This is a genomic window from Nonomuraea sp. NPDC003727 (assembly GCF_053586935.1).
Genome location: NZ_JBSFNE010000030.1, coordinates 22529 through 40822, shown reverse-complemented (window position 1 = coordinate 40822; position 18294 = coordinate 22529). Strand labels below are relative to the sequence as shown.

Below are 18294 nucleotides of genomic sequence, written 5' to 3'. Positions count from 1 at the left end.
CGGGCGCGCGCCGGTGACCACGGAGGCGCGTGGGACGGCTTGCCGTACAGGGGAGGGCTGGAGATCAGCAGCCGCGGCGGAAAGGTAGGGTCTGTGCGATGAAGGGGTTTCGGTCGGGGGCGGACGTCCTGGGACAGCCCGTGTTCGGCGGGGCGTTCACGTTCCCGCTGATGGTGGTCAAGCGCACCGCGCTCGAGCACGACATCGCCACCATGGCGGCCTTCACCCGCGACCACGGCATGCTGTTGGCGCCCCACGCGAAGACCCACATGTCACCCGAGATCGCCCGCATGCAGCTCGACGCGGGCGCCTGGGGCCTGACCGTCGCGACCCCGAGCCAGGCGATGGCCGTGCGCGGGTTCGGCGCCTCCCGGATCATGGTCGCCAACCAGGTCGTGGACCCGGCCGGGCTGGCCTGGGCCGCCGCCGAGCTGGACCGCGACCCCGGCTTCGAGTTCGTGAGCTTCGTCGACTCGCGGGCCGGGGTGGACATCCTGGCCCGGCACGCGGGCCGCCGGCCGTTCCCGGTGCTGGTCGAGATGGGGCACCACGGCGGGCGTGCCGGCTGCAGGAAGTTCGACGACCTGCTGGACCTGGCGGCCTACGTGCGGGCGAGCGACGGCGTGGAGCTCGCGGGCGTGGCCGGCTACGAGGGGGCGTTGAAGACCGCCGAGGACGTCCGGAAGTACCTGGCGATCCTGCAGAACGCCGTCGAGCATATCCGCGCGCCCGTGCTCAGCGTCGGCGGCAGCCAGTGGTTCGACGTGATCGGCCGCGAGCTCGTCACCACCCAGGCGAAGATCATCCTGCGCAGCGGCGCCTACGTCACCCACGACGACGGCTACTACCGCGAGCGCACGCCCTTCAACCGGATCGAGGGCTCCCTGCGGCCCGCCTTCGAGATCTGGGCGCACGTGCTGTCCACCCCCGAACCGGACCTGGCGATCATCGGCATGGGCAAGCGCGACGCGCCCTACGACGAGGGCCTGCCGATCCCGCGCAGGCCCGGCCTGACCGTGGTGAAGATGCAGGACCAGCACACCGTCGTCCACGGGGCGCTCGAGGTGGGCGAGCTGGTCGCCTTCGGCGTCTCCCATCCCTGCACCGCCTTCGACAAGTGGCGCGTGCTCCCGCTCGTCGACGACGACTACACCGTCGTCGGCACGATCACCACCCACTTCTAAGGAGATCCGGTGAAGAAGGAACTGAGGACCGCCGAGGGCGCGGCCCCCGTCGGCGCCTACTCGCAGGGCCTCGTGGTCGGCGACTTCGTCTACACCTCCGGCGCGGGCCCCCTCGACCCGCAGACCGGCGAGATCGTCGGCGACGACATCGAGACCCAGACCCACCAGGTCATGAAGAACCTCGGCGCCATCCTCGCCGCCCACGGGCTCGGCTTCGACGACGTGGTGAAGTCGACCGTCCACCTGCAGCACCTCAAGCGCGACTTCGCCGCCTACAACGAGGTCTACAAGTCCTACTTCACCCAGCCGTACCCGGTCAGGACCACGGTCGGCTCGGACCTGATGGACATCCTCGTGGAGATCGACTTCGTCGCGCACAAGAGCGCGTAGGGTTCGCCTGTGGACAGTTCCGTGTACGTCTTCGCCGAGGATCTGCGCAGCGAGGGCATGGAGAAGGTGCTCGACAGGATCCGCGGCTACGGCGTCGGCGGCGTGACCGTCGGCGTCGTGCACCACGGCACCCGCGACGTCACTCCGCACGGGCTGTCCAGGCTCACCCTCCGCCACGACGGAGCGCACTTCTCGCTGCCCGACGACCTGTTCGGGCAGCTGCGCCTGCTTCCCGCTCCCGGTCATCTCGACGTCCTCGACGGGCTGCGCGCGGCCTGCACGGCGCGCGGCCTGAAGTTCCACGGCTGGACGGTGTTCCTGCGCAACGAGACGATCGGCGCCCAGCACCCCGACGTGACCGTGCGCAACTGCTTCGGCGACCGCGGCTACCCCACCGACCTGTGCCCGGCCCACCCCGACGTCAGGCTCTACGCCGTCGCGCTGGCCAGAGCCGTGGCCCGGCTCGGCGTCGACAGCGTGGTGGCCGAGTCGCTGCACTACCGCCCGCTCAAGGCCGAGCGCTCGTTCGTCCCGCTCGGGCCCATGGACGCCTACCTCATGGCGCTGTGCTTCTGCGACTTCTGCATGCGCAGGGCCGGTGACCTGGGTGTCAACGCCGAGGTGGCCCGCGACGAGTGCTCACGCATCGTCGGCGCGGTCCTGGACGGCGAGCCGCCCGCGCAGGGCGAGGTCACCAGGGCGGCGCTGACCGCCTACGCCGGGCCCGACGTCGTCAACTACGCCCGCGCCCGCTCCGAGACCGTCACCTCGCTGGTGTCCGAGGTCTCCGCCGCGGTCGCCGCCGAGGGGTCGCAGCTGACGTTCATCGACGCCACCGGCGCCGTCAAGGGCTACAAGCACGGCCTGCCCTCGCCCGGCCTGGCCGCCCACGACGCGTGGCAGCTCGGCGTCGACCTGGTCGCGCTGGGCGACCTGGTGCCGTCCTTCGGCGTCCTCGGCTACGCCCGCGACGCCGCCCGGGTGGCCGACGACGTGGCCGCCTACCTGCGCTCGGTCGGCAAGGACCGCGAGGTGCGCGCCGTCCTGCGGCCCGGACACCCCGACAGCGACACCGCCGACCGGCTCGTCGCCAAGGTCCGCGCCGCCAAGGCCGCGGGCGCCGCCGCCGTCGACTTCTACGCCTACGGGCTGGTGCCGTACCCGACGCTCGACCGCATCCCGGCCGCGCTCGGCTGACGCTCACGCGCGGCACCGGCCGCGCGTCGGTCGACGGACGCTGGCGAGCAGCGTAGGCCGCGCGTCTTTCGACGGACGCTCGCGAGCAGCGTGGGCCGCGCGTCGGTCAACGCTCGTGACCGGTACGGCCCCGCGTCACCTGACACTCGCCAGCAGCATCGGCAGCGCCCGCTCCAGCTCTCTCGTCCAGTACGGCCAGCGGTGCGTGCCAGGGCCGTAGAGGTTCACGGTGACCTTGACGCCCGCCCTCCTCGCCGCGGCGACGAAGGCGCGGTTCTCCCTCTCGACGAACTCCTCGCCGACGTCCTTCGGCGTGTTCCGCCCGTCGAGCGGGCCCGGCTCGCCGTTCCCGCAGGAGACATGGACGGGGATGCCCTTCAGCCTGCCCGCGAGCGCGGTCGGGTTGTGCGCGGCGAGGTCGGTACCCCACAGCTTGCCGGGGTCGTCGCCGGACAGGGAGGTGAGGTGGTCGACGTCCTGCCGGCTGACGTCGAGCAGGCCGGAGAAGGAGGCCGCCGCCCTGAACATGCCGGGATGCCGCGCCGCGTAGGACAGCGCCCCGAACCCGCCCATCGACAGGCCCGCGACGGCCCGCCTGCCGGTGCCGCCATAGCGCCGCTCCACCAGCTCGCGGACCTCGGTGAGGTGGAAGGTCTCCCACTGGGGGCCGTCCAGCCAGTCGCTGTAGAAGCCGGCGAAGCCCGCCTCCGGCATGACCACGATCACGCCGGCGTCCTCGGTCACCTGGTCGGCCCTGCCGCTGGTCACCCACGCGCTGCCCGCTTCCCTGCAGCAGCCGTCGAGCAGATAGAGGACGGGCCAGCGGGTGCCCGGACGCCAGGCGGAGGGGAGCAGGATCTGGACCTCCGCCTCCCGCCCGACGGCGGGGGAGTCGACGACGAGTGTGACCAGGCGGCCGTCCCGCCGCTCCGACACGATGACGGGCGCGGTCGGCCTCCCGGGACCGGCGCCGCTCGACGGCGTCGCCGCAGTGACGCCGCTCGGCGGCATCGCCGGAGTCGAACCACTCGGTGCCGCCGGGGTCGCGGCGCTCGGGGGTGCCGCCGGGGTGGCGGCGCTCGGGGGTGCCGCAGGGCCCGGGCCGCTCGGGGGTGTCGCCGGGGTGGCGGCGCTCGGCGGCGCCGCCCTACCCGCGCCGCTCGGCGGCGCCGCCGTACCCGCGCCGCTGGGAGGTGTCGCCGGACCCGTGGCGCAGCCGACGGCGGTCAGCGCCGTGACGAGACAGGCGGCGAGCAGGCGTCGGATCACTGCGGCTCCCTTGTGGGCGGCTACTGCTGTGGTGTCACCCCGTCGAGCACCGCCGACACGGCCCGCCGCGCGAACCCGGCCTCCAGCGGCAACCCCCTGAACACCGCCCGCACCCACACCGCGCCCGCCAGCAGGTCGACGAGCAGCATCGGATCGGTGTCGTCCCCGAGCTCACCCCGGGCCATGGCCCGTTCGAAGACCTCCCGCTCGCGGGCGAACCGGTCGGCGAAGAACCCCCGCGCGTTCAGCTCCGGATGATGTACGGCGGCGCCGAGCGCGGCCACCGCGATGTCGCTCGACGGCGGGCGCGTGATCAACGCGATCATGCCGTCGACCAGGGCTTCGAGATCGCCGCGCAGCGTGCCGGTGTCGGGCTGGTCGAGGGCGAGCGTGTCGGCCTCGACCAGGGCGGCGGCCAGCAGGGCGGGCTTGGACGGCCACCAGCGATAGATGGTCGTCTTGTTGACGCCCGACCGCTCGGCGACGCCTTCGATGGTCAGGTCCTCGTAGCCGCGCTCGGCCAGCAGGGTGAGGGTGGCCTCGAAGATCTCCTGCTGCTTGCGCGGTGCCATACGGGCGATCGTAGCAACGCACCGTTGCGTTGTGCGGGTGAAAGCCGGGTTCAGGCGGTGCGACGGTGCTTCAGGCAGTGCGACCGCGGTTCAGGCGGTGCGGTCGCGCTTCAGGGGGTGCGGCTGCGGTTCATGCGGCGCGACGGCGGTTCATGCGGTGCGACGGCCCGTGAACGCCGTCGCGATGCCCAGGCCGATGTAGACCAGCCCGCTGACGTACCGCAGCGCCGTGACCCGCTTGGCCAGCCGATCGCTCAACGCCCCCGCCATGAACGCGTACACGATGTCCGACAGCAGCCCCAGCAGCAGCAACGTCCCGCCGTACAGCACGATCTGCATCGCAGGGGACCCGGCCGCCGGGTCGACGAACTGCGGCAGCAGCGCCAGGAAGAACAGGATGACCTTGGGGTTCAGCACGTTCACCAGCACGCCTTCGAGGAACACCGCCCGCAGCGGCTGCGGCTCCGCCGTACGGGTGGTCAGCTCCTCCTTGCCGGTCAGCGTCCGCACCCCCAGATACACCAGGTACGCCACACCCGCCCACTTCACCACCGCGAACCACGTCGCCGACTGCGCGATCAGGTAGGACAGGCCGGCGGCCGCGGCCGCGATGTGCACGAGGGTGCCGGTCTCCACCCCGAACGCGCTGGCCAGCGCCGCCGACCTGCCCTGCGACAGCCCCCTGGCGGCGATGTAGAGGTGGTTCGGCCCGGGGATGAGGACCAGCGTGAGCGAGGCGGCGAGAAAGAGAAGCATGCGCTGACGCTACGCCGGACTTGGTCCATGGATGTGGTCCAATGACCGGTGTTTCCGTGGGTCCAATGGGAATGTCCGCCGGTCATGGCATAGTGGCCGGATGAACGGGCTGATGATCGGGCGCTCCGCTGAGCTGGGCGGGCTCGTTCGCGTGCTCGACAACGCCGTGACGGGCCGGGCGGGCGTGGCCCTGGTCGGCGGCGACGCGGGCATCGGCAAGACCCGCCTGGCCACCGAGCTGGTCGCCGAGGCGCGCCGTCGGGGCGTCCAGGTCATGGTCGGCCAGTGCGCCGAGCTCGGCGACGCCCTGCCGTACCTGCCGCTGGCCGACGCGCTGCGCGAGCCCGCGCTCGCCGCCGCCGTCGCCGCCCGGCCCATCCTCGGCCAGTTGCTCGACGACCGCGGCGCCGCCGCGTCCTCCTCGGGGCTGACCCAGCAGCGGCTGTTCGGCTCGCTGCTCGGCATGCTGTCCGACATCCAGCCCGTCCTCTTCGTGATCGAGGACCTCCACTGGGCCGACCGCTCCACCCGCGACCTGCTGGTCTTCCTCAGCCGCATGCTGCAGTCGGAGCGCGTCTGCGTCGTCGGCACCTACCGCACCGACGACCTGCACCGCCGCCACCCGCTGCGCCCCGTGCTCGCCGAGCTCAAGCGGCTGCCCTCGGTGACCGCCATCGAGCTGGGCCCGCTCGGTTCCGGCGAGATGTCCGACTACGTGACCACCCTGGGCGAGGTGGGCGCCCGCGGCCTCGGCGAGATCGTCGCCCGCGCCGACGGCAACCCCTTCTACGCCGAGGAGCTGTTCGCCGCCATGGCCGAGGGCGAGGCGCTGCCCGACAGCCTCGCCAGCCTCCTGCTGACCCGCGTCGAGGTGCTGTCCGAGCCCGGCCAGCGGGTCCTGCGCGCCGCCGCCGTCGCCGGCCGCCGCGTCGAGGACACGCTGCTGCGCGAGATCTCCGGCCTGCCCGTCGGCGAGTTCGAGGAGGCCGTGCGCGAGATCGTCTCCCGTGGTCTGCTCCGCGTCGACGGCTACGGCTACGCCTTCCGCCACGCGCTGCTGCAGGAGGCCGTCTACACCGACCTGCTGCCGGGCGAGCGCACCCGCCTCCACACCGCCTTCGCCGCGCGGCTCACCTCGCCCGCCGAACTCGCCCACCACCACCTCGCCGGCCACGACCTGGTCGGCGCCCTGACCGCCTCCGCCGAGGCGGGCCGCATAGCCGAGCGCCTCGGCGCCCCCGCCGAGGCCCACCGCCACTACGACCAGGTCCTCGAGCTGTGGGACCGCGTCCCCGACGCCGAACGGCGCGCGGGCGAGCCCCGGCGTGCCCTGGCCATGCGCAGCGCCATCACCGCCGCCGACAGCGGCGACAACCACGGCGCCATCGCCCGCCTGCGCGCCGTCCCGACCGGCCCCGACGTCCAGGAACGCCTGGCCACCTACCTGTGGGAGATGGACCAGAGCGAGGAGGCCGTCGCCGTCGCCGAGTCCGCCGTCGCCACCGCCACCGAGCCCGTCGTCCTGGCCCGTGCCCTGGCCACCCTCGCCCGCTGCCTGTCCTGGACCGACCGACACGGCGAGGTCGAGGAGCTGGCCGAGCGTGCCCTGGCCACCGCCCGCTCGGCCGGCGCCACCGACGCGGAGGCCAGCGCCCTGGTCACCCTCGCCGCCGCCGCCGCGCTGCGCGGCGACTGGGCCCACGCCGAGCGCCTCTTCGGTACGGCTGCCGCCCGCACCTCCGGCAACCTCGCCATCGACCTGCGCGCCCTGTTCAACCTCGCACGCCTCCACTACGACCTCGGGCGTCTCGACGAGGCCGCCGAAGTCGCCGAGCGCGGCATCGCCGTGGCCAGCGAGACCGGGCTGTCCTGGAGCACCTACGGCACCGACCTGCGCTTCCTCCGCTTCCTCATCCACTACGTCGCGGGCGAATGGGACGCCGCCGAGGCCGTCGCCGCCCGCTTCCCCACCCGGGCCGGCACCGTCCCCGAGTCCACCCTTTCGTCGTTCGCGCTGTTCATCGAGGTCGCCCGCGGGCTGCCGAACGTCGCCGAGCGCCTCACCTGGCTGCAGCCGTTCTGGAGCGACGACCTCGTCGCCTACATGTCCCGCGGCCTGGCCGCCGAGCACGCCCTGTGGAACGGCGACCCGGCCGCCGCCCTCGACCACGTCGAGGCGGTCCTCGACATCCTCAGCCCGAGCGACCCCGGCACCCTCCGCATCGTGAGCACCGGCCTGGCGGCGCTGAGCGAGCTCGGCCGTACCGACGGCGCGGACGAGCTGATCGCCCGCGCCCGCCACGCCGCCTCCAACGGGCCCGACGGCGAGCGCGGCGAGATGGGCCTCGAAGGCCGAGCCTGGCGGCTGCGCGCCGAGGCCGAATGGGCGCGCGTCCACGGCCGCTCCGACCCTGGCCAGTGGCGCGAAGTCGTCGAGGCGTTCTCCTACGGGTTCGCCTACGAGGTGGCCCGCTCCCGCCAGCGACTCGCCGAGGCACTCCTGGCCACCGGCGACCGTACCGCCGCGCAGGAAGAATGGACCCTCGCCCGCGAGACGGCCGCGAAGCTCGGGGCGGCGCCGCTCGCCGCCGCGCTCGACGAGTTCGGCCGGCGGGCCAGGTTCACCGGCTCCGGGCCCTCAGGAACGCTCACGGCGCGAGAGGCGGAGGTGCTGTCGCTGGTCGCCGAAGGGCTGGGCAACAGGGAGATCGGCGAGCGGCTGTTCATCGCGCAGAAGACGGTGAGCGTCCACGTCTCCAACATCCTGGGCAAACTCGACGCCTCCACCCGCACCGAGGCGGCGGCCATCGCCCGCAAACACGGCCTGCTGCCGTAGCCCGCGCGCCTTCACGCGGCGCGTGTTCCAGGCCCGCAGCCAGCGCGCTTTCGCCTGGCGCGTGTTCCAGGCCCGCAGCCGCAGGCGCCAACCAAGCCGGGCACCGGGTGCCCGTAGGAGAACCGACCACATCCGGCGGCCCGGCACGCCTCCACCGGCCCCATCCAGGCCCATGGCGACTCCAGCCCGGATCCGCCGCCGTAGGCCGCTCCACGGCCCCTGAACGGCCGCAGACCGACCTGCCCGCGCATCTCCACCCGACACCTGGACGGCCCCGCCGGCGGCGAGATCCGCCCTAAGCCTTGGCCCTGTCCGCCAGCTCCCTGACCACCTGGATCAGCTCGGCAGGATCGAACGGCTTGGTGAGGTAGGCGTCAACCCCGATCCCCAGCCCGCGCCGCCGGTCCGACTCCTGGGCTCTTGCGGTGATGAGCACCACCTTGATGTGGGCGGTGCCCTCGTCGGTGCGCAACCGTGAGGCCGTCTCCCAACCGTCCAGCCGGGGCATCATCACGTCGAGCGTGATGACATCGGGCATCACGTCCAAGACTTGATCGAGGCAGTCCTGGCCGTCCGTCGCGGTCACCACCTCGAAACCCTCCAAGGTGAGATTGACCGCGATGAGCTGCCTGATGACCTCGTCATCATCTACTACAAGCACCCTGCCCAGATCATCGCCCACGGCCGCCAAGGTAACCCGTCGTGAGGCCCGCCCGTGCGGTTTTCGTTGGATGTGTGCTCGGAGCTTCAACGTGGTGCAGAGTGGTGGGTGAATGCTGGTAACGTTGTCAGTCGTCGAGCCCCCTTAGCTCAGGGGATAGAGCACCGGCCTCCGGAGCCGGGTGCGCAGGTTCGAATCCTGCAGGGGGCACACTCGATCTAGCTAGTGATACACGCACTGACCTGCAGAAATGCAGGTCTTTTGCGTTTCTGGGGTGTGCCACCGAATGCTGCCGGTGGCAAGCGAATGCCCATGATCACGTACCAGCCACGTACCGATCTTGGTCGCGATCTGATGGCCGTGGAGCAGCACGCCATCTCAGCGCCGTACCGACGCAACTCACACACCAGCGTCTCCACCTCCGCGCTCATCTGCGACGGAGACGACAAAGGGCGCCGCGAGCGATCCACCAACCCGGCCAGGCCCGACTCCCGATAGCGCGACACCCAGCCCGACAACGTCTGCCGCGCCACCCCGACCTCGCCGGCGACCTGAGTCACCGAACCGCCGGCCAGCACCGCCCGATACCGCTGCTCGACAACAGACAAATCCACCAGCGCCAATCCCGGCCTCCCGCAGCACGACGCCCGCAAAAACGACGCACCACGGCATAGCCGAAAACAGCGACCGTCAAGCATGTGGTGGGACAGAGGTGTCAAGCATCTCCCGGGACAGGACAAAGACAGGACACCCACCATGGATGAGAACTTTCTCCACGGTTTTAAAGCGGCCCGCCTTCGGTGGCCCGCACCCGCGCCGGGCGGCCAGCCGGCCGGGCATGCGGCTCTTCGGCCGGTCCCGGCCGTCACCACCCGCGCGCTCCAGAAACGCCGAGACGAGACGCCGCAGACGAGCGAAAGCCAGCATTAGAGGACGACGACCAGGGCGACGAGGTCTGGTCCTTACAGAGACCGGGAGTGCAAGGGGCTCCGCCCCCTGCACTCCCGGCCCTCCTCGGAGATGAGCTGGAAGGAGTGCGGGTATGGACGGGCGGTCATCTCCTCGCCGGCCCCTCGGAGGGATGCCAGACCAGCCGCCCAAGCTCAAGCCGTCGAGTGCGAGCAGGCTAACCAGCGGAGGAGGAAGGTCACCGGGACGCCTGTAACACCCAAACGACGGCTTGACCCCAGGCGCCTGGCCCGGCATGGCTATGCCTGCCCGATGAGGAGATGACCACAACCCCCGCACTTGTCGTTGAGGGGATGCGCTACTTCTGCTGAGGTAACGACATAATTGTTAGTTGGAGGGGCTGCCTCCCGTAATGGAAAGCCACTTTTTCTCGCAACTCCATAATGGTGTCGCACGTTTTCGCAATACCAATTACCTGATTGATGTGAGTTATTAGCTCCTTTAGTCCTTTGTGCTCAGTTAGCCACTGGTGGTAGTTCTGTCCGTGACGTGGATTTGGCTTTGTCTCCTTGAGCGCCTTGGCTACGTCCGGATCGAGCGCCTCGTATATGAGCTCCATTACTAGCTTTCCCCACCACTTAGGTCGAGAGTGTAGTGGGCCCTGCCATCTTGTCAGGCGGCCAAACTCTTCCCAGAGCTGATCCGGAAAGGTCTTTTCCCACTCTCGGAGCTCCTCCGAAATATAGGCGCGAAGCTTGAGCTGTAGGGCGTCTTCTGCTCGTTCGTACTGGTAGCCCGTCGCCTCATCGATCAAGGCTATGAGGCCAACCTTGGCACATGCTGAAAGGAGAATACTGGCTCGGGTCGCGACCTGATTCTGGCGTTCCGTGCTCAGGGCGTTATCCGCTAATGCGCTTACGTAGGCATGACAGATCTCAAGGAACGATTCCGCCCGAATTCCCTTGCCCATAAATTGCGTGCCGGGTATGTGGTATTCGATTGCCGAGTTCAGAATTGCCTTACTATTCAGATAGGGCTGTAGGCTTTGGGCGCCAATATAGTTGTCGAGGTTACCGCTGTCGGTATCGGTGAGCGCACGTACTACCTCGCGAAGGGCGAGGACTCGCTCTCCATTGTCGAGGACATAGCACTCTATTTCGTAGCGTCCCAGCGGTAGCACGCCGCGGTGCTTGGCGAAAGGGCTAGGGGGTATAGAGGGCTGATTGATGGCGTTCACTGAAGCCTCCAGATGCATAGAGTCTAGAACCACTAGTTGATGTATCGGCGGAAGCTGGAGTCGGACAAAGATGCCGATACAGGGCTATTGGGGCGTCCGGGCTGAAATCGGGTTGGACGGGTTCTATGGAGTCTATGTTATTGGAAAACAAGGTATCTGAGAGTCTCGCCCGGAGCGTAGCGCCGTTCGTATCCAATGCAGTCTCTACGGCGGCCTGAGGAGTGGGTGCCGAGAGTCAGCGAGATAGCTGACGATTGACGTGTAGAACCTGCATTGATAGGGGTGACGAGCTGCAAAAGCCTCTACTTCACCGTGCTGGGGTCAGTTGAACTAGTTGGCCCGTCATCGAACAGTAAGCAAGTTCATGGGCGGTGCAGATAGCGCCGCCCATGAATTTGGCAGGCTAGTCCTTGGTGATGACGTCCAGCAGATCGGTGCTGGCAGCCTCCCAAGCAGGACGTCCAGATCCGACCTTCCCGGTCTCAGGGTCGATGAGCGTACCAGCGAAGATTGTGTCCTTGGCGCTCAGGGCCTGACTGTCGATCGGCTCCACGCGCGAGAAGTTGACCGCGGCGAGCTTCTCCATGGCCTTGCGGACAGGGATGTGGTGGTCGTAGTTCGCCCGGTGGACGGCATACGCGATCGCGTAGAGGACGCCGGCACTTGTCAGGTAGGTCTCCTCGCGGAGATTAGCGGTCGTCCTGATTCCCTCGATTACAGGAGCGATATCCGGCCAGCGCCCGAAACCGTCCCAGAGCTCGTGCAAGATCTGCTCAGTCTTCTGAGGATCATTCTCGATCGCTTCGTTCACTGCCCTGTCCCAGCCGGCTGTCGTGCGCTGGCTCACGCCGATGAGAACGGTTCCGCTGAGGTAGCGGATGGTCTTGAAAGAGAAGAGCTTCGCGCTGTACTTCCCAGGGGAGTCGCCCAGGAACTCCACCCGGCTGGCGCTTTCACCGAAGACCGGCAGCTTGGGGTCCTGGACGAGCTTGATCAGCTGGCGGTTGATCGCCTGCCTGCGGTCCATGCTCATCGCCAGACTGGCGGTCTGGGGCTTGGTGTTGCGCTGCAGGTCCGTGAAGTCCTGTGCACGGTGCAGAGGGTCGTCGTCGATCACGATGACGACCGGCTGGCCGCTCTGACGCATGCGCTTACGGATGGGCGATTCCTCATCCGGGTGCGTCTTCATCACGTCGGAGTAGGCGCCGATCCGGTGCTGACCATCTCCAACGTCGAACTGTGCCCCGTAGTTGAGGTACAGCGTTCCGAGCTGGACGTTGGCCTCCTTGTAATTGTCCGTCGGGACGAATCGCGCCTCCTGTGGCTTCGCGTACAGCACCACGGAGTTGAGGACGAAGTTCGCCTCACTCTCGAGGTACTCGGCGATCCCCTTGCGGTGCTGCTTGTCGACCGGGCGGTTGCCGTGTGGCTGACCACCGACCGGATTCCAGGGGTCGGGTTCGGTGACGGTCTTCACCAGCGCGATCGGGTCCATGGCAGTGACCACCATGAGGCGGTTGCCCTGCTTGTATCCGATTCCGGGAAGCTGAAGTTCCATAGACGTGACTCTCCTACGCCCGAGGAAGGCCAAGCCGGCCTCCGTACTGCCATTAAAGCAAAGGTAAAGGACGCGTAGTGGTACGTCAATCTCGCGTAGTCGGTATTTCGAGTCACGTAGAGGCTGTAGATGCTCGCGTAGCGAGAGGTTTGCGCCAATAAGTTCTCATCTGAGCTATTTGTCGGAACATGGAGAGTGGTAAAGAAAGGTGCCGAGCATCGGTACCGCACCGCAGGTGCCATAGATAGCTTGGGGCGTATTCCCCGCCGCCAGGCGCTGCAGGTGAGAACCGCCAGACGGCACAAGCCACCGGTGCATGACCGGCGGCCTGTGTGCTCACCTCTACAGACTGAAGTCGGCCTTGCTGATGCCGTACCCGCTTTTGATGGGCCAGATGACGACAATGTCCTGGCTGTGAGCGAGCGTGATCAGGTCGGCGCGAGGCTCGGTCGGTACCAGGATCGCGCGGGCAGCCTCGGGGAGAAATCGGCCGTAGTCGGCGAGCTGACCGATCGCCATGCGCATGTTCTCTCGGGTGACGCTGCCCTTGGCCTCCACCAGAAGCTTCAGGTCCTTGTCGTACAGGTCGGTGAACAGCGGCCGCGTCTCCCCCTGGGGCAGCATCTGGTGCCGGCCCACCGAATGCCCCTTGCCGCGCAGATAGTCGCCCAGGGATTGCACCAGACTGGCCTCCTTCCGCTCCGCCTCGTACGGCTCCTGTGCCGGGTTGACGAAGCTGCGCTCGGTGAGCTGCTGCTCCAGTGGAAGGTCCTGGACCTGATCCTCGGCCCCGGTAGTCTTTGCGTCGTCCAGAAGCCGGGCCAGCTTGGTCTGTGGAGGCTGAGGAGCCGTGTCGAGCGGCTTCAGCCGGAAGACGATGACACGACGCAGCGGCCCGCCACCGCTTTCCGGCGCATCCGCCTCGTACCAGGGGTCCTCCCCGTACACCTCGAACTCGCCGAGATAGATGACGGTGCCGCGGGCGCCCTGGAAGAGGCGGAGTGCGCGTCCCTCCTTCTTGTGGTTAAGGATGCTCGCGTTCCCGGAGATCATCCGCTGGTCGCCGTACTGCCCTTCGCCGCTGTAGTGGAACAGGCCGTCGGGCATCCATCCGTCGAAGTAGCCGTGCTTCTCGCCCGCGATCGGGTCGGTGAAGACGAAGACGTTCGGAGTGCGACTGGACGGCCCGATGCCGCCCTGAGTGCGTCCGCCGAAGTCCTCGTGCAGCTTCTTGCGCTCGATGGGGTGGCCAGATTTGAGGGTCCACGTGGGGGAGGCGGGGGGAGTCGGCGTGGTCATGTCTTCCTCCACAAGATCGTGATAAGTCTCCCGCACTGTATCTAGATCCGCGATCTTGGTCAAACAGCGATGTCGCCATCCTGCGTCGGAATCGGATGTCGATTTTCAAGGTCCAATTCCCGTGTGGTCGCGAGTCGTGGTGTGACTGCGGGAGCGTTTCCCCTGGCGAAGACGAGGCCGCGCGCTGGCTCGAAGCCAGACGCAGGTTCGACCCCTGTACGGGGCACCATCGATCTGTCGGCGACATCATGCCAATCATGCATGCGGCTCCATGATCGCATTTGTGATCATGGAGCCACCTTCTGTGATCAATTTCGCCAATACGGTCCTGAGCGGAGGGGAACGACTGGTCGATCGTTCGTCATCCTTCTCGGCGCGGCTACGGCGAAGCGTTGTCCTCAAGTGCGCCGTCGAGCATCTTGTGCCAGACCTGGTCCTGCCCGTCGATGCACTTGGCGTAGATCTTTAGCAGGACTTCGACGCTGTGGCCTGCCCACTGGGCGACCTGGGTGGCGGGGACTCCGGCGTTGAGGCGCAGAGAAACCCCTGCATGGCGGAGGTCGTAGGGGCGCTTGGCAAGCTGGCTGGCGGCCTGTGCGGGCGTGAGTGCCAGGGCGCGAGCGGTCTTCCAGGTGCGGATGTAGCCGGACTTGTGGAGCACTCCGCCGCGTTCTGTGCGGAAGAGTCGGCCATCAGGGGCTACGCCGTATCGTTGGATATGGCTTCGCAGGATGGCGACCAGTTGCGGCGGGATGGGGACTGAGCGCTTGGCCTTGCGGGGCCGGCCTTTGAGCCCTCGGTGTTCGTGCACTTGGCCGCTGTCCGTCCATTGGGTGCCAACCGCGGGCGCGGAGCCGCTGAGCATGAGCCGTCCCCAACCCCTCTCGGGCAACGTGCAGTCGTGCTGCCGCAAGGCTGCGACCTCGCTGGGCCGCATCATGGCGTAGTACATGCAGGCGAAGAACGCCACGAGCCGGTCCCCTCGCCGCCATCCGGCGTAGCTGACAGCGGTGAGTAGCTCTCGCACCTGTTCTGGTGATGCCACCGCGGCAGGGTCGATCTCTTCGCAGACCTCGGCCTCGGGCGCTTTCCAATCCAGGTCCTCGCTGAGTGGGTTCTTGACGAGGCGCTTCTTGGAGACGGCGTAGCGGAGCACGTTGAACAGCACGCGTCGACGGCGACTGTAATACCCGGGTGCGGCAGCGGTGCCGTCGCGCTTGCTTGCACATGCTTCGAGAGCGGCGATGATGCGGTCGTACTCCGCGAGGTCGCTGACAGGGATCGATGCCTTGGAGATCCAATCGAGGGCCTGGACGATCTCGTCAGGCTTGTCAGCGGCGCGCTGCTGCTTGTTGAACGCCCACTTATACAAGGCGGCGCGCAATACGTCCGCGTCTGGTGCACCCCGCTGATCGCGTACCAAGACAGGGGTGACGGCCACCAGGGTTTCAGCGATGGAGATGCGTTGTCTCCCCGAGACCTTGGCCCAGCGGGCGTCGACGTAGTCGACGGCGTGGGCGTACCAGCTCGTCGTGTTCTGGGCGCGGAGCATGGAGTCGGGGAAGCCGGTCTCGGTATCGAACGCCTCGCCGTTCTGGGCGGCCTTCTTCAGCTTCGCGCGGAAGCTGTCGGCGAGTTCCCATGTGGCGAAGTGTTCAGTGAACACCTTCTCTTCCACGACCCATCGGGCCATGTGGGGGCGGTTGCCGGCCTTCTTGGTGCAGACCTTCCAGATGCGGACGCGGTAGCTCTTCATGGGTCAGCTCGCCTTTCTCTCGGCCAGGGAGTCGATCCACGTCTCGAAGTCGCGGCGCTTGATGCGGAGCTCGCCGTTGGGCAGGCGGTGGCACTGCGGGGTCCTGCCGAGTGCTCGCCAGCGCTGCCAGGTGCGCCGTTTGATGTCCAGCTCTTCGAGGAGTTCGGGGACGCTCATCCAGGTGCCGGTGCGGCTGCTGGCGTGGCGGATGTTGATGGCGGTCGGCTTCACTTCGTCGTCCCTTCGAAGGCGTGACCGGACAGGCAGGGGTGGACGGCGTAGGAGGGGGAGGGGCGGCGGCCTGGTCCGCTGCGGGGCGCTTCGGGCTCGCGCCGGATCCACCCGAGCTGTTCGAGCAGGTCCAGCGGCCCTTCCAGCTCGGCCACCTTCCGGAAGCGGCTGCGGGAGAGCGCGGTGAAGGCCTCGCGGACGGTGAAGCGGGCCGTCCCGGTGCGCTCAAGCCAGGCATGAACGGTGCGAGCGCCGTCTACGTCGGTGTCGGCGCCCATGGCGTCGAAGGTGGCCAGCGCGTGAGCGGTGAAGTACTCGCCAAGCGCGATGGCAGCGTTGACGGTGTCGGCGCTGATCGGGCGTCGCCAGCCGTCGTCGACATGGGCGGCGAGGTGGATCAGGCCGGCTAGGCGCATCACCGCGCCGTCGAACTTGCCTGCCCAGTCGGTGATGTGGCCGAGGTCGCCCGAGTCAGGGCGCAGGCGAGTCTCGGTCCGTCGGCGGTGCTCGGTGAAGGTCTCGTCGGCCTCGGCGGACAGCACCAGGCGGGCGGGATCGTCCCAGGCGTGCATGCCGATGGTGAGCCGTTGGAGGTTGGCGTCATAGCGGGCGGCGACGGGTTCGGGCACCGGCGGCGGGTCGATACGCCGGTAGCCGACGTTGCTCTTGGGCAGGCTGTAGAGGATGCGCCCGAGCAGGCCCTTGCCGCGAAATCCCGGCATGCTCGCGATGTCGGCGATGATCTCCGGCTGTACGGCCAGGCCCATGGTCAGAGCGGCGCTGTCCACCCGTTCCGTGCGGCCTCGTCGGTCGACGATCAGCGCGTCTCCGGCGTGCCCTTTCAGGAACAGGTCCAGGTTGGGCGTGCCCGAGTAGCGTCCGGCGAGTGTGGCGAAGATGCCGCCCTCTGCGCTGAGCACGGCCAGTCGTCCGCCCTGTTCGGTGAGCAGGCTCGCGGCCGTTTCCGGGGTGATGTCGTCGGCCACCAGCCGGGGCAGCACCGGCACCTTGATGCCCTCCACGGCCAGGGCGGCGCTTTGGGCCTCGGCGATGGCCTCGGGTGCGGCCTCGCCTCGCGCGCCGCTTGCCGTGCGGGCGGCCTTCTCGGCCATGTCGACAGCGAGGCGGCGGGCGACCTCGGCCTCGGTGATCTGCGGGCCGATCCGGTCCGCCAGCGCCTTCTCCGCGCTGTGCAGCGACGCGGTCATGGCGCGAAAGACGGCCGACTTGCGCGAGCCGGGCGGCATCGCGACCAGCACGAAGAGGTTGACCGGCTCGGTCCACGAGCCTCGGACGTTGACCACCGCTCGGCCCCCGGCGGCAGTGGACAACGCGGCCAGGCCGACACAGCCCGCCAGGTCGAGCGGCGTCTGCGTCTCCTCCGCCACGGCGGACATGTGCTCGGCCACCCACGCGGGAAGCGCATACACGGGGAACGGCGGTAGCTCGCGGCGCTGGCCGAAGGGCGCCGGCTTGTCCCACGGTTGCGCGGCCTGCTGCAGCTCGGCAAGCTGCTCGGCCGCGCCGAGCTTGCTCAACAGGGCGTCGGCGGCGGCGTGCGGGTCGGTGATGGTGGTCACGCCGCCCTCCGCGGCCGGCGGTGTCCGGCGTCGAGGCCGGAACGGATCGTGGCGAACGCTTCACGGGCCGGCAACCCGATGGCCTCGGCCGCGCTCTGCAGGCAGGCTTCGGCCAGGTGGCGCGGCAGCAAATCCGCGGCAGCGAGCTGACCGAGAGCGAAGGCCGCGGCGTTGAGCGTGTCGTTGCGGGTGCCAGGAACGGCGGCCAGGACGCGTTCCACCTCTGCGCGCATGACGGTCAGCGCGTAGCCGAGAGCGTGACCCACCGCGGGCCGGGGTGCCGGCTGCATGGGGTCGACTGCGAGACGTTCGGCCAGCCAGGACGGGAGCGGCGCCGGGGCGGCCGTGTGGATGGCCTCATACCTTCCGGAGCCCACCCGGCTTCCAGGGCCGACGACGTAGCCGCCGCGCCCCCGGGTGTCGATCTTCCAGCCGAGCTTGCCGGCCGAGTTGCCAAGCTCCACGTCGAGCGGGGTGGAGAAGTAGAGATGCGTGCCGCCGCGCCCCGTGCGGACCGTGAAGGTCTCCAACGGCAGAGGCTCTCCGGCCCGCTCGCAGAGCACGGCGAGAACGTCGGCGCCGTCATGCACACCGGGCGAGGCCCATTCCGGCGGCGGTGGATCATCCCCGTCCTGCGGGACGTCCAGGTCGATCACCAAGAGGCGAGACGGGCCACAGGCGATGCCGATGTTGTACGGCGCGCGTGCCCACATCTGCCGGATGCGTGCGGCGCTGGTGGTGGCCTGCCGTTCCCAATCGGTGAAGCCGCGCAAGGGGCGCTTCTGGCCGGGCGTGAGCGGGAAGACGTGCCATCCGCGAGCGGCGGCGGCCAGGGCGTACCGGGTGAGGTCGTGCATGT

General features: G+C 68.7%; 16 protein-coding genes and 2 tRNA genes. 6 read left to right on the top strand and 12 right to left on the bottom strand.

The window, feature by feature from the left end:
• Nucleotides 1-98: 98 nt before the first annotated feature.
• Genes ACWDLG_RS41645 through ACWDLG_RS41635 form a run of 3 tightly spaced genes read left to right on the top strand, consistent with a single transcriptional unit; the run spans nucleotide 99 to nucleotide 2771 of the window.
• On the top strand, nucleotides 99-1184 hold the full coding sequence (locus ACWDLG_RS41645; RefSeq protein ID WP_449930660.1) for an alanine racemase: 1086 nt from the start codon (nucleotides 99-101) through the stop codon (nucleotides 1182-1184).
• A gap of 9 nt (nucleotides 1185-1193) precedes the next feature.
• A complete protein-coding gene (locus tag ACWDLG_RS41640; protein ID WP_449930658.1) occupies nucleotides 1194-1574 on the top strand; it encodes a RidA family protein in 381 nt (126 codons plus the stop codon).
• Between the two features lie 9 nt (nucleotides 1575-1583).
• Complete coding sequence (locus ACWDLG_RS41635; protein WP_354911376.1) at nucleotides 1584-2771, top strand: hypothetical protein; 1188 nt, start codon at nucleotides 1584-1586, stop codon at nucleotides 2769-2771.
• A gap of 135 nt (nucleotides 2772-2906) precedes the next feature.
• On the opposite strand, the gene ACWDLG_RS41630 is transcribed toward ACWDLG_RS41635, so the two are convergent.
• The 3 genes from ACWDLG_RS41630 to ACWDLG_RS41620 all read right to left on the bottom strand — a co-directional run bounded on the left by ACWDLG_RS41630 (nucleotide 2907) and on the right by ACWDLG_RS41620 (nucleotide 5368).
• Complete coding sequence (locus tag ACWDLG_RS41630) at nucleotides 2907-4040, bottom strand: alpha/beta hydrolase (RefSeq protein WP_449930656.1); 1134 nt, start codon at nucleotides 4038-4040, stop codon at nucleotides 2907-2909.
• Between the two features lie 20 nt (nucleotides 4041-4060).
• Nucleotides 4061-4612: a TetR/AcrR family transcriptional regulator gene (locus ACWDLG_RS41625; RefSeq protein ID WP_449930655.1), complete on the bottom strand. Its 552-nt coding sequence runs from the start codon at nucleotides 4610-4612 to the stop codon at nucleotides 4061-4063.
• A gap of 150 nt (nucleotides 4613-4762) precedes the next feature.
• The gene (locus tag ACWDLG_RS41620) at nucleotides 4763-5368 is read right to left on the bottom strand and encodes a LysE family translocator (protein ID WP_449930653.1); all 606 of its coding nucleotides are present in this window, start codon (nucleotides 5366-5368) and stop codon (nucleotides 4763-4765) included.
• Nucleotides 5369-5468: 100 nt separating this feature from the next.
• Between ACWDLG_RS41620 and ACWDLG_RS41615 the strand changes: the two genes are divergently transcribed.
• Complete coding sequence (locus ACWDLG_RS41615; protein ID WP_449930651.1) at nucleotides 5469-8204, top strand: helix-turn-helix transcriptional regulator; 2736 nt, start codon at nucleotides 5469-5471, stop codon at nucleotides 8202-8204.
• A gap of 295 nt (nucleotides 8205-8499) precedes the next feature.
• On the opposite strand, the gene ACWDLG_RS41610 is transcribed toward ACWDLG_RS41615, so the two are convergent.
• On the bottom strand, nucleotides 8500-8886 hold the full coding sequence (locus tag ACWDLG_RS41610; RefSeq protein WP_449930649.1) for a response regulator transcription factor: 387 nt from the start codon (nucleotides 8884-8886) through the stop codon (nucleotides 8500-8502).
• A gap of 117 nt (nucleotides 8887-9003) precedes the next feature.
• Between ACWDLG_RS41610 and ACWDLG_RS41605 the strand changes: the two genes are divergently transcribed.
• Nucleotides 9004-9075, top strand: a tRNA-Arg gene (locus ACWDLG_RS41605).
• Between the two features lie 8 nt (nucleotides 9076-9083).
• Here the strand turns inward: ACWDLG_RS41605 and ACWDLG_RS41600 are convergent.
• The 4 genes from ACWDLG_RS41600 to ACWDLG_RS41585 all read right to left on the bottom strand — a co-directional run bounded on the left by ACWDLG_RS41600 (nucleotide 9084) and on the right by ACWDLG_RS41585 (nucleotide 13880).
• Nucleotides 9084-9563 carry a helix-turn-helix domain-containing protein gene (locus ACWDLG_RS41600; RefSeq protein ID WP_449930647.1) on the bottom strand — a complete coding sequence of 160 codons (480 nt, stop codon included), beginning with the start codon at nucleotides 9561-9563 and terminating at the stop codon, nucleotides 9084-9086.
• 569 nt (nucleotides 9564-10132) lie between these two features.
• On the bottom strand, nucleotides 10133-11011 hold the full coding sequence (locus ACWDLG_RS41595; RefSeq protein ID WP_449930645.1) for a P63C domain-containing protein: 879 nt from the start codon (nucleotides 11009-11011) through the stop codon (nucleotides 10133-10135).
• A gap of 403 nt (nucleotides 11012-11414) precedes the next feature.
• On the bottom strand, nucleotides 11415-12569 hold the full coding sequence (locus ACWDLG_RS41590) for a DNA sulfur modification protein DndB (RefSeq protein WP_449930643.1): 1155 nt from the start codon (nucleotides 12567-12569) through the stop codon (nucleotides 11415-11417).
• Nucleotides 12570-12911: 342 nt separating this feature from the next.
• Complete coding sequence (locus ACWDLG_RS41585; protein ID WP_449930641.1) at nucleotides 12912-13880, bottom strand: restriction endonuclease; 969 nt, start codon at nucleotides 13878-13880, stop codon at nucleotides 12912-12914.
• A gap of 140 nt (nucleotides 13881-14020) precedes the next feature.
• Here ACWDLG_RS41585 and ACWDLG_RS41580 point away from each other — a divergent pair.
• Nucleotides 14021-14097: transfer RNA gene (locus ACWDLG_RS41580), tRNA-Ser, on the top strand.
• Nucleotides 14098-14247: 150 nt separating this feature from the next.
• Here the strand turns inward: ACWDLG_RS41580 and ACWDLG_RS41575 are convergent.
• The 4 genes from ACWDLG_RS41575 to ACWDLG_RS41560 are packed head-to-tail and all read right to left on the bottom strand — an operon-like array spanning nucleotide 14248 to nucleotide 18292.
• Nucleotides 14248-15624, bottom strand: coding sequence for a tyrosine-type recombinase/integrase (locus tag ACWDLG_RS41575; protein ID WP_449930639.1), 1377 nt, complete (start codon nucleotides 15622-15624; stop codon nucleotides 14248-14250).
• A 3-nt stretch (nucleotides 15625-15627) separates the two neighbouring features.
• On the bottom strand, nucleotides 15628-15855 hold the full coding sequence (locus ACWDLG_RS41570; RefSeq protein WP_449930637.1) for a helix-turn-helix transcriptional regulator: 228 nt from the start codon (nucleotides 15853-15855) through the stop codon (nucleotides 15628-15630).
• Nucleotides 15852-17435, bottom strand: coding sequence for a YfjI family protein (locus ACWDLG_RS41565; RefSeq protein ID WP_449930635.1), 1584 nt, complete (start codon nucleotides 17433-17435; stop codon nucleotides 15852-15854). The genes ACWDLG_RS41570 and ACWDLG_RS41565 overlap by 4 nt, the downstream gene beginning before the upstream one ends.
• The gene (locus ACWDLG_RS41560) at nucleotides 17432-18292 is read right to left on the bottom strand and encodes a bifunctional DNA primase/polymerase (protein WP_449930633.1); all 861 of its coding nucleotides are present in this window, start codon (nucleotides 18290-18292) and stop codon (nucleotides 17432-17434) included. The genes ACWDLG_RS41565 and ACWDLG_RS41560 overlap by 4 nt, the downstream gene beginning before the upstream one ends.
• Nucleotides 18293-18294: the final 2 nt, after the last annotated feature.

Excerpts from the sequence above, each read along its gene's own strand:
- ACWDLG_RS41645 (WP_449930660.1), top strand. The coding sequence starts at position 99 with ATGAAGGGGTTTCGGTCGGGGGCGGACGTCCTGGGACAGCCCGTGTTC.
- ACWDLG_RS41615 (WP_449930651.1), top strand. The coding sequence starts at position 5,469 with ATGAACGGGCTGATGATCGGGCGCTCCGCTGAGCTGGGCGGGCTCGTT.
- ACWDLG_RS41620 (WP_449930653.1), bottom strand. The coding sequence starts at position 5,368 with ATGCTTCTCTTTCTCGCCGCCTCGCTCACGCTGGTCCTCATCCCCGGG.
- ACWDLG_RS41560 (WP_449930633.1), bottom strand. The coding sequence starts at position 18,292 with ATGCACGACCTCACCCGGTACGCCCTGGCCGCCGCCGCTCGCGGATGG.
- ACWDLG_RS41625 (WP_449930655.1), bottom strand. The coding sequence starts at position 4,612 with ATGGCACCGCGCAAGCAGCAGGAGATCTTCGAGGCCACCCTCACCCTG.
- ACWDLG_RS41575 (WP_449930639.1), bottom strand. The coding sequence starts at position 15,624 with ATGAAGAGCTACCGCGTCCGCATCTGGAAGGTCTGCACCAAGAAGGCC.
- ACWDLG_RS41600 (WP_449930647.1), bottom strand. The coding sequence starts at position 9,563 with ATGCTTGACGGTCGCTGTTTTCGGCTATGCCGTGGTGCGTCGTTTTTG.
- ACWDLG_RS41590 (WP_449930643.1), bottom strand. The coding sequence starts at position 12,569 with ATGGAACTTCAGCTTCCCGGAATCGGATACAAGCAGGGCAACCGCCTC.